We start from the raw sequence: 13966 nt of genomic DNA, 5'->3' as shown, positions 1-13966 counted from the left end.
GGAGTGAACAGTAACGCATTTTCCAAATACACTCTAATGTTTATAGATTTTTATAGACATATTTTTATGTATGTGATATAATCAATCACATACAAAAGAACGATACGGGCTACAGAGGAGGTGAAAGTGGTGACAGACAGACAAATACTGGAAGCTGTTTTGACAGAGGTCAGAGGATTTGGGACGCGAATGGATAAATTCGAAAGTCGAATGGATAAATTCGAAAGCCAGATGGACCGAATGGAAGAGCGTCAGAAGTGTTTTGAAGAAGAGACCAGAAATAACTTTGCAGATATCAGACTGCATTTGGAGAACATAACGGATAGGAATATTTCTATCCTTGCAGAGAATCATCTGAATCTTATCAATAAGATGGATGTGTCGGCTACCTGGATGAACAGGATTATGATTAATGAGGTTAAGATGAATGCTCTGACAGATCAGGTTGCCAGACTTCAGGCGAAATCCAGTTAAGCTTCCAATGATGAAAATACGAACGGATAAAAAGGGAGAACCTTAATGGTTCTCCCTTTAAAAGGTTTATTTTATGCGATTTTCCGATAGAATTATTCTCCGAAGTATCTCTTAAGAAGACCAGCGAATGCTTTTCCATGTCTTGCTTCGTCTCTTGCCATTTCATGAACTGTATCATGGATAGCGTCAAGGTTAGCAGCTTTTGCACGTTTAGCAAGGTCTGTTTTACCAGCTGTAGCACCGTTCTCGGCTTCTACGCGCATCTGAAGGTTTTTCTTTGTGCTGTCTGTTACAACTTCACCTAATAATTCAGCGAATTTAGCAGCATGTTCTGCCTCTTCATAAGCTGCTTTTTCGTAGTATAAACCGATTTCCGGATATCCTTCTCTGTGAGCAACTCTTGCCATTGCAAGATACATACCAACTTCAGAGCACTCACCCTGGAAGTTTGCTCTTAAATCAGCCATGATGTCTTCGCTGGATCCCTGAGCAACACCTACAACGTGTTCAGCAGCCCATGACAATTCACTATCCTGCTTTACGAATTTATCAGCCGGTGCCTTACATACAGGACAGGCTTCCGGAGCTTTCTCACCTTCATAAACATAACCACATACACTACATACCCATTTTGTCATAATTAAAATCTCCTTTTCTTTTTAATGAATTTATTAGGGATGCCAGAAAATAAATTGATTATCTTAGCATCGTTTAGTTCTTATTGCTTTCCGCGTGTGCGGTAGAAAAAGTAATTTTTAATAATAGTAATTATTACTGTTTTCTATGATTTTAGATTACCATACTTGATTGAAAAAGTCAAGTTTAATTTTAGCTTTTTTGCAACTTTTTATCATTAGTTGTTATTCCCAATTTGGACAACAATGATGTAAGTAAAAACTACTTTGAATTATCGGAGTTGCCTTCTGCCTCTTTCAGGCAGTCCTCACACAGACCGAAGAATCTGGCACTGTAATCAGTAATCTTTCCTCCGAAGTTTTCACCTGCAAGCTCCATAATGTGATGGATCCCTTCGCTTTCCAGATCAATGATTCGTTCACATCTGGTACACATGAAGTGACAGTGTCTCTCGGTTCGCCCATCAAAGTGATCCGCTCCGGCGAAAGAGGAAAGTTTCTTGATCTCTCCCAGATCAGCCAGCAGAGATAAGTTGCGATATACCGTACCGAGGCTGATATTCGGATAGATGAGTTTCATATTCTCATATACCACATCGGCAGTAGGATGATCTTTTCTGGTTCTTAGAAACTCTTTAATCGATTCCCGCTGACGGCTGTATTTCAGTGTCGCCATGGTATTCCTCCCTTCACTGTTTACTCGCAAATGATTTATAATAACTGTTCAGTACAGTTGCAGTTATGATTTATTTAATAACAATAATCATTACTGATATTGACACTATACAATAGTGGATGGAAATTGTCAAGATATAAAAATATTATTTTATGGAATTGTTATAGTTTGGGCTCCTGATATAGAAATAGCCGACTGATTCTCCGAAGAAAATCAATCGGCTATGTGATAAATTTATTTATGATAAGTTTGTTTATACTATTTTCGTATCATGAAGAGATAACGTTAAAACAGCAGTAGAAACGCTTAACGATGTACGCTTTTCCTGGAGCAAATAATTACACCAAATGCTCCTCATTAATCAGGACGATACTGGCGTTTTCTTTTGCAATATCAAGCATACGCTGCGTAAAACCGCTTTTGCTGAACAGGCCGAAGATAACATCATACCCAGGATATGCTTTACGAATTTCAGCTGCACCATCAACTTTCTCTTTCAGTGAGAAATATACGGGAGCATCCACTGGTTTGACATGATACTTACACTCTCCGGCAAATATCCTCTTGTTTTGATTGTCTATTGCCATTACATCAATCTCTGTATCACCGTCATAATCATTCAACCAATAAGAACCGATACGGGACGGAACAAACGGAATTTCTCCTTGTTTGCATACACTTGCAAATATATCCTTACAGATGTCCTCATATGCAAATGCCACGAATTTTTCAATAAAGTCTTTTCGAATCTCATCCAAAACAATTTGCATATTGTCCAGTTCCAACTCACCTTTATAGGGGTAAACATACCGAAACCAGAAACGTATGAAATTGTCTGCGATAAAATACAAGCCTTTTCTGGATTTTTCCGGATTTTTCTTTGTTACCGGAGTTCTCTTTTCAATGAACCCCAAATCCGCAAGTGTCGATAAATACGGTGTTAATGCCTGCGTTTCCTGCCCTAGTGCACCAGCAATTTTGCCTAACTTGTGGTTTCCGTCTGCTATCGCTTTTATAATAGAAAAATAGTTCACTGCGGTCATGGATTCACTTTTCAGCAAGAAAAATGGTTCCTCATACAAAAAGCCACTTTTCGATAAAACAACATCCTTTAATTGATCGACCAAATCACGCCCATCTTCAAAAAACTCAAGATACTTTGGAACCCCACCTGTCACAGCGTATTGTTCTACTGCTTTATCAAAAGGCAGTGCAAGCGCATCATAAACATCTGTAAATGGCAATGGAGCCAATCGCATCTGCGCTGTTCTACGTCCATATAAAGGACTATCATACGACAGCGCATGTTTCTGCATCATACCAATGAGAGATCCAGACAAAATCAGCATCACATTGCTGTCCTTCAGAATCTCATCCCATGCATTCTGCAAAATAGATGGGAACGCTGGGTTAGTCTTCACAAGATACGGAAACTCGTCAATGACCAGCACTTTTTTCTTGTCAGGCTCATAATCAGCAATAACCTGAAACAAATCAAGCCAATCTGTAAATACAGCTTTCTGTAAAAGGCTGTTTTTCGTCATACGAGCAACAACGCCCGCTAAACGTTTCATGCTTTGAGATTCCAATTCTTCTGTTGCAAGGAAGTAGAAGGCTGTTTTCTTTTTCAAGAACTCTTTGATCAATGTTGTCTTTCCTACTCGACGTCGACCGTAAATAACAACGAAGCCGCCATCGCGCTCGTATTCTGCATTCAACTTTTCCAGCTCCATTTTCCGACCTATGAATTTCATATCTAATCCTCCTTATGATAAATTAGTTTATGATAAACTTGTTTATATTATACATTCATTTACCAGGAAGTCAAGGTCGTTCATGGAAATCTGTTTATAATCCAGCTATTTTACAGAGCCTCTAAGAAGCGCACAAAGTTATTCTAAGTCGCCACTGTCAAATCGCCTTGATTTTTCTGAGATATGCCACCGCATCTGTATGACCACGGAAGTAAATCTGCTGTCGCTCCATATCATCCCTCTGACGCACCAGATGCAGATACTGCGTAAAGGCTGTGTGTTCCTCAGCGGTCAATCAAAACCATCTTCGATATGGGGAATCACTGTCTTTTCTTCTGACAGTTCAAACCCTCTCTCTGATAAAAATTCCCGGATAATCGGGAGGACACCTGCTTCCAAAAGCTCTCTGCTTTCGCCTGTGACGATGAAGTAAGTAGACCTAGGGAACTTCCCCCTAAGTCCCTCTCAGAACTTATCCCGACTTTCTATTTATTCCGATAAAACATCTGAAATGCCGTATTTTAAAAGATACTAAAGTAAAAAGTCGGGATAATAACTACTTTAAGCCATAAAGTTTTTTCAGAAGATCTTCATCATCTTCCCAGTCAATATCATATTCATTGGAGAAGAGAGGATCAAAGTCTGATGTTGCCTTTTCGATAGCCTCTTTTTTCATCGTTGTATCAGCATTTGTATAAAACACCTTGCCGTATCCATTTTTGCATGTCCAAGCCATTCGGTCACCAATGGGAGTGGCATACCATTCCTATACAAATGCATCGCACGTGAATGTCTCCACATATGGGGATATAGATGCTCTGGCACATCTGTTGAAGTCTCCTGTGCTTTTTTTCCATAACGTGCAACAAATTTCTCTACGTTGTCAATTGACATTTGTGACCGTATTCCTTTACGTTCTATATAAAAAAGATATTCTTCTGGATTATCTTCTATATGGAATCTATGAAGGTAGGATTTCAGGTGTTTACACGTTTTTTCCATGATTGGAACATTTCTTGTTTTAGCACCCTTGCCTGTTATAACAACATAAGGATTTTTTCCATCCATACGGATATTGCAAAGCCGTAAGTCAAGTATCTCCTGTGCCCTTGCACCGGTATCATACATAAGTATCATAAAGAAAAGGTCTCTCTGCCCGTTTTTCTTATTCCGGTCAGGCTGCTCCAGGATAGCTTTCAAGGCTGACTCGCTGAAAAATTCTATTTCCCGCACACGAGTATCTTTCTTTTTAGGAATGACTTTCACATCCAGAAAAAGCGGCATGAGAATCTTATCCTTTTCTGCGGCATATCTGAGAAATGATTTAACTGCACACATCCGCTGGTTTCTGCTGTTTACACTGTAACCGCGGTCTGTTTCCTGCCACATAAGAAAACTCTCTACAGGTTCCCTTGAAATACATTTAAAGCTTATATCTGCTAATGGCGTGCCCTGCGATGCACTGATATAATCAATGAAAGGTTCAGGGTATCCCTGTAAGACTTAGCTGTATTCTGGCTTGCACCGCGCTGTTTTGGAAGATAGATAGTCAGAAAATCCCTAACGATGCGGTAAAATAAAAGAGAGTCATTCTTCATCTTCCACCTCCGGTATCAGGGCGTCCAGCTTTTCCCAGATATTGCTGGCACATATCAGCCACACCAGCAGACACGGGAATCAGCCGCTCCCTGTGAGACTTGTTTTTTCGGATATATAGGGTTTTGTCCTCATAGCAGAAATCAGAACGTTTCAGTTCCCTACCCTCATTCGGTCGGAGACCACAGAAATAAATTAACCTGTAGATAACAGGAATAATCAGATGGCGGCATGGGTTTGTTTTACAGTACGGTTCCTTATCGCTCTCGGCAAACACTCTACGCAATTCATCATCTGTAAAAATATATGGCATGGTCCTGCGAGTAATTGGAAAAATACTTATTAAAATCACTCAGGTAGTTCTCATAAGTTTTTCTCGAGAATCCAAGACTTTCTTTATAGGACAACATTTCCTGTATAACTTCAGGGAGATTGATCATACGCCACCTCCCAGTGAGTCGAAATCAAGAGTACAACAGCGCAAGCTTTGCAAATCTGTGGATATATACTGTTTTGTAGCTTTCGTCCCTTTATGCCCCAAAACCTGGGCAACGGTATCAACTGGAACCCCATTTGCAGCCATCCCAGTCCCAAGCCCACGCCTCATACCATGCATCTCCCTATAAAAGAGCATCTTCGATTAATATTTCGGGATAAGTTCCGTGAGAAGTTTGAGGTGAGAGTCCTTTTACTTACTCGACGAGATGTCGACTAATCAACTAATGGTAGCCTCCTACTCGATTTATTTTGTTTTAATTGCTTTCTGTGCCCTTAATTTTTCATTTGTCTTCTCTACATTCAGTTGTGTCAAAAGAAGAGCGACGAGAATATTAATCAGCATTGGGAGCCACAGGTACATAAAGTGAAGCATATTGATGCAAGACTGTGACTGAACTGCCAGTTTTCCGTTGAATCCACCGAAGTCAAGCAGCCAGCCTACAATTGCTGTTCCAAGTCCGCTGCCGATTTTCAGTCCCATGGATGTACATGAGAACATAGTTCCGTCGATTCGCTTTCCATACTGAAGGAATGTATGCTCGGAACATTCTGCAACTAACGCATTTAAGTTGCCCTGCCATGGAGCCATACCAATTGCACCGATTGCAGTACCAGCTAACATCAACGGTACATTGCCCATATAACCTGCAACAATGACGATTCCACGTCCTGCAGCGGCTACTAAATATCCTGAGAAGTTCAGTTTATAATACCCTTTGAATTTCGCAACCAAAGACGGAAGGAATGCAAGTCCTACAATCAGCGCCAGGTTGATTGCACCTGAGAAGGTTCCCAAAAGTTCTGCTTTTCCAAGTACATAAGTCATATAAAAAATTCCCATGTTAATGATTGCAGAATAAGTCTGGCGAAGGATATCTACTACAAGGATTACCAGATAATATTTATTATGAATCAGCATTTTAATAGATCCGATTAAGCTGTATTTTTCTTCAGCTTTTTCTGTGTTTCCATCTCTGAGTTCTTCCTCCGGAAGTTCCTTTACAGAAAATACTGTAATCGTATTGGAAATCAGTCCGATTATAGCGTAAATGATTGCGATGGTTCTCCATCCGGCAGCTCCGCCCCCCAGTTTTTGAACAAGATCTACTGTAATTGTCTGAATGATAAAGCTTGTTCCAAATGCAAACATGAAACGGATAGATCCCATCTGTACACGTTCTTTTCCATTCTTTGTGATTAGAGCGGTCAGTGTAGAGTAAGCAATATTGTTTGCTGTATAAAACCCTGCATTTAACAGTAAATATGTGATAAAGAACCAAATATACTGGGATGTTCTTCCAATGGTTGTCGGTACAGAAAATGCCGCAATCAGTGTGATCGCACATCCAAAATATGCACCGAGCATCCAGGGTCTTGCCTTACCCATTTTAGTATGTGTCTTATCAATCATTGAACCAAAGATAACATCTGAAATACCATCCAATACTTTTGATACAGCAATCAGTGAGCCGATGACACCTGCATTCAGCCCTACCGTATTGGTCAGATAAATCATAATGAATGATGACAGGAATGCGAATACCACATTACCGGCAATATCTCCAGAGCCATAGCCTACTTTATTATACCATTTTAAATATTTCTTTTCTTCCATCGTATTCTCTCCTTATCCCTCTAACATTTTTTCCTGACGGATGATTCCATTGGAAGTCCCGTATCATAATCTAACTGTCTTGGTTCATACTCTTCATTCTCTCTCTGTCTTGTATAGCCTTCGTTTTCCCAGTTTGGTATGAAATCTTTTCTCCATGGACGCATGCGCCACTGATAACCTCTGTACAAATCTCTGGTACTATTCATATGTTCAATCAGCCTGTCATGCATTTCATTTCTGATTTCTGTATAAGTTTCATCATCAATCAGGTTGTTCATCTCATACGGGTCTTTTTCCAAATCATAGAATTCATCACTGTCTAACAGATGAATAACCAGTTTATACCGTTTGGACATGACTGCCCTCATAATCTGCAGACCGCCGAATCCATCGTGGTCAAGCTCATATCTGGTAAATTCTGTGTATACCACATCGTTGATTTCCTTTGATGGCTCATAGATCTGCGGCAGCATACTCTTTCCTTCCAGTAATTTCGGAATCGGAAGTCCAAAGTAATCCATGATTGTCGGTGCAATATCAATGTGGGATGCCATCGCATCTTCCACGCAGCCCTTTGCGCCGCCTTTGATAATCAGAGGGATATTTGCCACTTCCCTGTACGCGGCTGCATTTTTGGAAAATAATCTGTGCGCTCCGAGCATATCTCCATGGTCAGATGTGAAGATAACCATCGCATCCGGTGCGACTTCTTTGATTTTATCCAATACTCTTCCGATTTCATAATCTGCAAAGGAATTACATCCAAGGAATAAGGATAATCCATCGGATGGCTTATTGATTTCGTCCTCCGCTGCATGTAAGTTCTTTCCAGACCACAGTCTCTGCATGAATGGTTTCTTAGAAAGGTCATCCTGAAAATTCGGACAACTGTCGAACCTGAACCCATCATACATATGATTAAATGGTGCCGGACAAAGAGACGGACCGTGAGGTTCATCATAAGATACACTTAAGAAGAAATCTTCATCCTTATGTTCTTCCAGATATTTAATTGCACGATCCGAGCAGCGGTGTGCATAGGTAAATTCTTCCGAAAAACTTTCTTTGTAAGCCTCCTTTGGATCTCTGGATTTCACCTTATCTTCATCACTTAGTTCATTCAGGTAAGTTTTCATATCATACCAGTAATCTGAATCCCAGCCATCCGGGCAGCGTCCGTTTCCAAAGTAATCTGAGCCATCCAGATGCCATTTCCCTATATAACCGCATGCAATGCCGTTATCACTCAGTCTTTGTCCTACCGTCTTTACATTGTCCCCCATTGCAATGCTGTTTGTTACCATGCCATTCGTGTGCGGAAATGTACCAGTGAAGATTGCACTTCTTGCCGGTCCACAGACCGGCTGGCAGGTATACGCATTCTCATAACGGATTCCTTCTTCAGCCAGACGGTCCAGATTCGGGGTTTTCATCTTTGGATTGCCGTAGCATCCGACCATGTCTTTTCTGGTCGTATCTGTCATCAGAAATATCAATTGTTTTCTCATGTTACATCCTCCTTCAATCTTATGCACTATGGTTTATTCTGCTCATCTCTTCATTTTAGTATAGTGGTTTTAAATCTTTATTCCATACCTTTTTATGTGTTTTGCATGGACAGTTCTGCTTTTTCGTGTTATATTTACCTTAAAAAGAAAAAGTCTGGCTAAAGGGAAGAGGGTGTTTTTATGATTAATGTATCCGGGCACTTAAGAAATGAAAGACGTGTAACCGGGTTTGCTGATGACTCTGTTTCATTATCCGTCAACTGCTGCGGCATGCAGGTTTTTAAAACAAAAGATTATTCTCAGAACCGTTTTGCCGGCCGCGTTGATTATCAGCTTATTTATGTCTACAAAGGTGCCGGTCACTATTGGCTGAATAATGAACGAAAAGTATTAGGCGCCGGAAATATCCTTCTTTTCCGTCCGAAAGAGCCTCAGATCTATTCCTATTATGCAAATGAGCACCCTGAAATCTATTGGATTCATTTCACCGGGAATAACTGTAAAAATATAATAGAGAAGTACAATCTACATAACTGTTATATCGGGGAGCATACTATGTTAAAGACTCTTTTTCAGGAAACGATTATTGAGCTACAATTGAAAAAACCATTTTTTGAGGATGTTGTTCTATGTAATTTTTTGCAAATACTTGCCGTCATCGCGCGTTACCATCAACAGATTCTCTCTCCGTTAGGAAATGACTTCTCTATTGACCGGCTGATCATGCAGCTTAATCAACGGTATAAAGATAACTGGAATGTTGCATCAATGGCAGAATATTGCAAGTTAAGTGTCGGGTATTTTTCCCACATATTCAAGAAACGTATTGGGGTTGCACCGATGCGTTATCTAAATGAACTTCGGGTAGAAAAAGCAAAGGAGCTAATTGCAACAAATGCGATGAAACTGTCAGATATTGCATCCATGGTGGGTTTCTCCGATCCGCTTTATTTTAGCCGGGTATTCAAAAAGACTGCCGGAATTCCTCCTAAAGAATTCCAGCAGTCTCTGCTTACATCTAATACTCCAAAGTGGTGGCCTGATAAATAATGGATTTATTTCCCCTTAGCGGACAGGAAACCGTGATGCCCGCTGTCGGCTGTGGGGTATCATCCTCCAAGGAATGATACTGCCACTTTCATAACTCCTGCCGCCACCATAACCCAGATAGGGTTCATTTTCACTTTCTGAAGTAATACGACACAGATGGCAAATATCACTACAAGGCTCCATTTCGTTCCTGCCAATGCAATTGATGCGGAACTTCCCCAAAATGCTGTAATCAAAATGGAAATTCCGGCAGATGCAATCATCGCAACAACAGCAGGCCTCAGAGAATTCAGGACTCCCTGTAGCATATCCATCTCTCTATATTTCAGATATAACTTTGCAATCACCGTAACAATGATGCAAGATGGCAAAATGCATCCAAGAGTCGCAATCAAAGCTCCCGGAATCCCGGCAATCTTAATTCCAACGAAAGTTGCTGAATTGACTGCAATCGGACCTGGTGTCATCTGGGAAATGGTGATAAGATCTGTAAATTCAGACATGCTGAGCCAACCATGTGCTGTAACCACCTGCCCCTGAATCAAGGGCATTGCCGCATATCCACCGCCAAAACTGAATAAACCAATCTGTAAAAAACTCAAAAACAATTGCAGATAAATCATTTATTTTTCCTCCTCTTTGCAATACATGTCCGGATTACTCCGATTAGTCCGCAAACGATAACAACATAGACTACATTTACTTCAAAGATACAGGAGGCAATAAATGCACCAACCATGATCACTGTGGATATGCCATTCTTATCCTGAACGATATCGGCTCCCATTTCATAAGTCACAGATGCGATAACCGCGCCAACGCCAGCCTGCATACCTTCCAACATCTGGCTCACAAAATAATTGCTGCGGAAAGCATTGTAACAAACCGAAATCACAGATATAATCAAAAACGGTGGAATAATTGTTCCAATGATTGCCACCAGTACTCCAGGCATTCCGGCAAGCTTATACCCAACTACAATTGCGCCATTTACTGCGATTGGTCCCGGCGATGACTGCGCGATTGCAACCAAATCCAACATCTCATTCTCTTCAATCCAGTGATAATCATCCACAAATTTTTTTTTCATCAATGTAACAATCACATATCCGCCGCCAAATGTAAAGGCACTTAAATATAAAGTTGATATGAATAGCTTCCATAATACGTTCTTTTTATTTTCCATGATTTTTCCTCCTTCGCATACCAGTATATCCGCTCTTGACACATATGTAAAATATTATTATTCTATGAAATAGATAACTGTTTTATTATGGATTGGAAGAAGGGATATTATGACGCTCAGATATATGAAAATATTCGTCTCTGTATATGAACACAACAGTATTACAAAGGCTGCTGATGTTCTGCATCTCGCTCAGCCGTCCGTCAGCCTTGCCATAAAAGAGATGGAGGAATATTATGGGACCCGTTTCTTTGAGCGGATTGGGCGGCACATCAGTCCGACCGGAGCGGGGAATGAACTTTACAGATATGCACTGCATATTATAGAGTTGTTTGATGAAATGGAACAGAAAATTAAAGATTGGGATCATTGCGGAACACTCCGTATCGGTGCAAGCATTACGATTGGCACTCATATTCTCCCGCTAATGCTTAAACAATATCAGGAAATTTATCCAATGCTAAAAATTACTGTTATTATCAAACAGTCTGCTGCTATTGAACAACTTGTTTTAGAGAATAAGATTGACATTGCTTTGATTGAAAACCAGCCCGAATACGCTGATATCATGGCAATTCCATTTATGACAGACCATTTATGTGCGATTGTTCCTGTTACGCATCCATTGGCTGATAAAAAATGGGTTACTTTGGAAGAAGTGTCAGCGTATCCTTTTCTCATGCGGGAAAAAGGAAGTGCGGGACGGGAAATCCTGGATGCCGGTTTTGAACTGAAAAATATAACAGTTCATCCTGTCTGGGAGAGCACAAGTACACAGGCTATTGTAAAAGCGGTGTCTGTCGGTCTTGGCGTTGCCGTACTTCCTTACCTTTTAGTAAAAAAAGATATGGAAGAGAATCATGTATGTCTGTTACCATTCAAAAAACCGCTAAAAAGAAATCTGAATGTGATTTATTATAAGCGGAAATATTTTACAGAACAAATGAAGTCCTTTATTGACTTATGCCGAAAATATGGAAAAGATTATGAATCTGCGGAAGTATGATTGTGCTGCATAATCTTACCGGGGATACCGAGAAGGGCGCAGCATCCTTTGTTGTAAAACTGTTATATATAAACGATGTAAATGTATGGCATGACGTATAATTGATAATGATAAGTCGGGTTTTGAATAGACAGATAATTTTGCGTATGTTACAGTATATGAAAATACCGCGATTTTGGTTTCGGGATGAATACACTCAGTGAAAACTGACATGATTCTATAAAATAAGACAAAGAATAAAAGCGATAGCCGAAACTGCAGGAGGGTGATAACCATGGACATTCGTATGGTAATCATGGATGATAAGTTGCTTGTGAACAAGCTGGAGGGGACAATGAATTGAGAAAAATCAGGCATCACGCTGGTTTTTACCATGTACAATATCCTTCAGGACACTGTCATAGAGATACGAATGCCGAGGACACAGTGAAGAGGAAAACTGTACTGGAACTGAAAAAAGAAAATGTGCTATGATTTTACATACGGAACAATCATAGATACAAGGAAAGAACGATCATAGATACCTTCGGTGGTGTGTTGCCTTTTATCCACCGGGGGTAAACAAACAGAGTAATTATAGATAAAGGAGAGGTAAAATGCCAGCAATAAGTGTTTTAATGAAACCATCTTCCAGCATGTGCAACATGTCCTGCAACTATTGTTTCTACTGTGATGAAGCACAGAAACGTACACAAGAATCTTTCGGGTACATGAGTGAGCAAACGCTGAAAAACATAATACGGAAAACGATGCTGCGGGCAGAGGGCATGATAAGCTACATTTATCAGGGCGGTGAGCCAACCCTGCGCGGAGTTGGTTTCTTCAAAAAAGCAATTGAATTTCAGAACCAGTACAACAGGAATCATGTACAGGTACAGAATGCGCTTCAGACCAATGGTTATGCAATTACAGAAGAATGGTGCCAGTTTTTCAAAGACAATCATTTCCTGATTGGCCTGTCGGTGGACGGAACGGAAGAAATCCATAACTCTATGCGGCACACACATTCCGGGAGCGGCACCTTTGCCCGTGTCAATCAGACGGCAATGCTGATGGATGAGTATGGGGTGGATTATAATATCCTAACCGTTGTCACGCCAAAAATCGCGGAGAATATTCGGGAAATATATGGCACTTATCAAAGGCGAGGATGGTATTATCAACAATATATTGCCTGTCTGGATCCCTTTGGGGAGGAACATGGGAAAACCCCGTATTCCCTTTCACCAGAGGTATATGGACAGTTTCTGACAGATTTATTCCGGCTGTGGTACAAGGATTTGAGGCGTGGAAAGCAGCCTTTTATCCGGCAGTTTGAAAATTATGTCGGTCTTGCGGCAGGTTACATGGCGGAATCCTGTGAACAGAGAGGAGTCTGTGGAATCCAGAATGTGGTAGAGGCAGACGGAAGTGTGTATCCATGCGATTTTTATATGATGGATGAGTACCGTCTGGGGAATTTTAACACTGACCGCCTGGACGACATTAACCAGAGAAGGAGCGAGATTCAGTTCATCGAGCAATCCTGGAAATTGGATGAAGAGTGCCGCCTCTGTAAGTATTTCCGACTCTGCCGGGGAGGCTGCCAGCGCAATCGGGATTTTCAGCCTGATACCGGACTTTATAAAAACTATTTCTGTGAAGGATACAGGATGTTTTTCGGGCAGTGCTATGAGCAGATCATGGAAATCGGGAAAAGCCTGTCCAAAAGCTGAGAAACTGTTGCCTGCCAGTCCATGGGTGATGGAAACTGAATATGCCAAAATCCAGAGACATACAAGCCAAAATTCCATTGCCGCAGGCAATCTGGAATGAATTTTGGCTACGTTACTGTGAACGGAGTGAACAGTAACCAGTAACGATGTGGGTTTACAAACCCACCAAAATGTGCTATATTTTCCCTATAACAGGAAATAACTATTTCCTATAGCTAACAGCGTTCCACGATCACAGAGCGGAGTGCTGTTA

Annotated in this window: 15 protein-coding genes; 4 read left to right on the top strand and 11 right to left on the bottom strand. The window is 40.8% G+C overall.

All coding sequences use genetic code 11. The annotated features are described in order from the left end of the window. Positions 1-129: 129 nt before the first annotated feature. Positions 130-474, top strand: coding sequence for a hypothetical protein (locus NQ550_RS21085; protein WP_242833560.1), 345 nt, complete (start codon positions 130-132; stop codon positions 472-474). Positions 475-566: 92 nt separating this feature from the next. On the opposite strand, the gene NQ550_RS21080 is transcribed toward NQ550_RS21085, so the two are convergent. The 9 genes from NQ550_RS21080 to NQ550_RS21045 form a co-directional block, all read right to left on the bottom strand. Then, positions 567-1112: an NADH peroxidase gene (locus tag NQ550_RS21080; RefSeq protein WP_025578258.1), complete on the bottom strand. Its 546-nt coding sequence runs from the start codon at positions 1110-1112 to the stop codon at positions 567-569. Positions 1113-1371: 259 nt separating this feature from the next. Continuing rightward, positions 1372-1785: a Fur family transcriptional regulator gene (locus tag NQ550_RS21075; protein ID WP_025578260.1), complete on the bottom strand. Its 414-nt coding sequence runs from the start codon at positions 1783-1785 to the stop codon at positions 1372-1374. Between the two features lie 338 nt (positions 1786-2123). Continuing rightward, positions 2124-3539: an ATP-binding protein gene (locus tag NQ550_RS21070; protein ID WP_025578262.1), complete on the bottom strand. Its 1416-nt coding sequence runs from the start codon at positions 3537-3539 to the stop codon at positions 2124-2126. A 157-nt stretch (positions 3540-3696) separates the two neighbouring features. After that, positions 3697-3834 (bottom strand): DUF6664 family protein, encoded by a 138-nt coding sequence (locus tag NQ550_RS21065; RefSeq protein WP_242833563.1) that lies wholly within the window; start codon positions 3832-3834, stop codon positions 3697-3699. A 377-nt stretch (positions 3835-4211) separates the two neighbouring features. Beyond that, positions 4212-4928, bottom strand: a complete 717-nt coding sequence (locus NQ550_RS21060; protein WP_049947361.1) for a tyrosine-type recombinase/integrase — start codon at positions 4926-4928, stop codon at positions 4212-4214. 205 nt (positions 4929-5133) lie between these two features. After that, positions 5134-5448 (bottom strand): tyrosine-type recombinase/integrase, encoded by a 315-nt coding sequence (locus tag NQ550_RS21055; protein WP_025578264.1) that lies wholly within the window; start codon positions 5446-5448, stop codon positions 5134-5136. Positions 5449-5571: 123 nt separating this feature from the next. After that, positions 5572-5718, bottom strand: coding sequence for a site-specific integrase (locus NQ550_RS23000; protein ID WP_416386868.1), 147 nt, complete (start codon positions 5716-5718; stop codon positions 5572-5574). A 159-nt stretch (positions 5719-5877) separates the two neighbouring features. After that, on the bottom strand, positions 5878-7248 hold the full coding sequence (locus NQ550_RS21050) for an MFS transporter (RefSeq protein ID WP_025578265.1): 1371 nt from the start codon (positions 7246-7248) through the stop codon (positions 5878-5880). A gap of 20 nt (positions 7249-7268) precedes the next feature. Next, complete coding sequence (locus NQ550_RS21045; protein ID WP_025578267.1) at positions 7269-8756, bottom strand: sulfatase-like hydrolase/transferase; 1488 nt, start codon at positions 8754-8756, stop codon at positions 7269-7271. A gap of 180 nt (positions 8757-8936) precedes the next feature. Here NQ550_RS21045 and NQ550_RS21040 point away from each other — a divergent pair, with 180 nt between their 5' ends. After that, positions 8937-9806, top strand: a complete 870-nt coding sequence (locus NQ550_RS21040; RefSeq protein ID WP_025578269.1) for an AraC family transcriptional regulator — start codon at positions 8937-8939, stop codon at positions 9804-9806. Between the two features lie 59 nt (positions 9807-9865). Here the strand turns inward: NQ550_RS21040 and NQ550_RS21035 are convergent, their stop codons facing one another. After that, a complete protein-coding gene (locus tag NQ550_RS21035; RefSeq protein ID WP_025578271.1) occupies positions 9866-10429 on the bottom strand; it encodes a chromate transporter in 564 nt (187 codons plus the stop codon). Next, complete coding sequence (locus tag NQ550_RS21030; RefSeq protein WP_025578272.1) at positions 10426-10992, bottom strand: chromate transporter; 567 nt, start codon at positions 10990-10992, stop codon at positions 10426-10428. The genes NQ550_RS21035 and NQ550_RS21030 overlap by 4 nt, the downstream gene beginning before the upstream one ends. A 124-nt stretch (positions 10993-11116) precedes the next feature. On the opposite strand from NQ550_RS21030, the gene NQ550_RS21025 reads away from it, so the two are divergent. Next, a complete protein-coding gene (locus NQ550_RS21025) occupies positions 11117-11998 on the top strand; it encodes a LysR family transcriptional regulator (protein ID WP_242859392.1) in 882 nt (293 codons plus the stop codon). Between the two features lie 596 nt (positions 11999-12594). Next, entirely contained in the window at positions 12595-13713 is a 1119-nt protein-coding gene (locus NQ550_RS21020; protein WP_025578276.1) for an anaerobic sulfatase maturase, read from the top strand. Positions 13714-13966: the final 253 nt, after the last annotated feature.

The organism is Blautia wexlerae DSM 19850 (genome assembly GCF_025148125.1).
Lineage (GTDB): Bacteria > Bacillota > Clostridia > Lachnospirales > Lachnospiraceae > Blautia_A > Blautia_A wexlerae.
The sequence above is the reverse complement of the archived record's forward strand: the minus strand, read 5'-3'. Positions and strand labels throughout refer to the sequence as shown.

Coding starts and splice junctions, on each gene's coding strand:
- NQ550_RS21050 (WP_025578265.1), bottom strand. CDS start 7,248: ATGGAAGAAAAGAAATATTTAAAATGGTATAATAAAGTAGGCTATGGC.
- NQ550_RS21055 (WP_025578264.1), bottom strand. CDS start 5,448: ATGCCATATATTTTTACAGATGATGAATTGCGTAGAGTGTTTGCCGAG.
- NQ550_RS21025 (WP_242859392.1), top strand. CDS start 11,117: ATGAAAATATTCGTCTCTGTATATGAACACAACAGTATTACAAAGGCT.
- NQ550_RS21030 (WP_025578272.1), bottom strand. CDS start 10,992: ATGGAAAATAAAAAGAACGTATTATGGAAGCTATTCATATCAACTTTA.
- NQ550_RS21070 (WP_025578262.1), bottom strand. CDS start 3,539: ATGAAATTCATAGGTCGGAAAATGGAGCTGGAAAAGTTGAATGCAGAA.
- NQ550_RS21080 (WP_025578258.1), bottom strand. CDS start 1,112: ATGACAAAATGGGTATGTAGTGTATGTGGTTATGTTTATGAAGGTGAG.
- NQ550_RS23000 (WP_416386868.1), bottom strand. CDS start 5,718: ATGGCTGCAAATGGGGTTCCAGTTGATACCGTTGCCCAGGTTTTGGGG.
- NQ550_RS21035 (WP_025578271.1), bottom strand. CDS start 10,429: ATGATTTATCTGCAATTGTTTTTGAGTTTTTTACAGATTGGTTTATTC.
- NQ550_RS21075 (WP_025578260.1), bottom strand. CDS start 1,785: ATGGCGACACTGAAATACAGCCGTCAGCGGGAATCGATTAAAGAGTTT.
- NQ550_RS21045 (WP_025578267.1), bottom strand. CDS start 8,756: ATGAGAAAACAATTGATATTTCTGATGACAGATACGACCAGAAAAGAC.
- NQ550_RS21040 (WP_025578269.1), top strand. CDS start 8,937: ATGATTAATGTATCCGGGCACTTAAGAAATGAAAGACGTGTAACCGGG.
- NQ550_RS21020 (WP_025578276.1), top strand. CDS start 12,595: ATGCCAGCAATAAGTGTTTTAATGAAACCATCTTCCAGCATGTGCAAC.
- NQ550_RS21060 (WP_049947361.1), bottom strand. CDS start 4,928: ATGTGGCAGGAAACAGACCGCGGTTACAGTGTAAACAGCAGAAACCAG.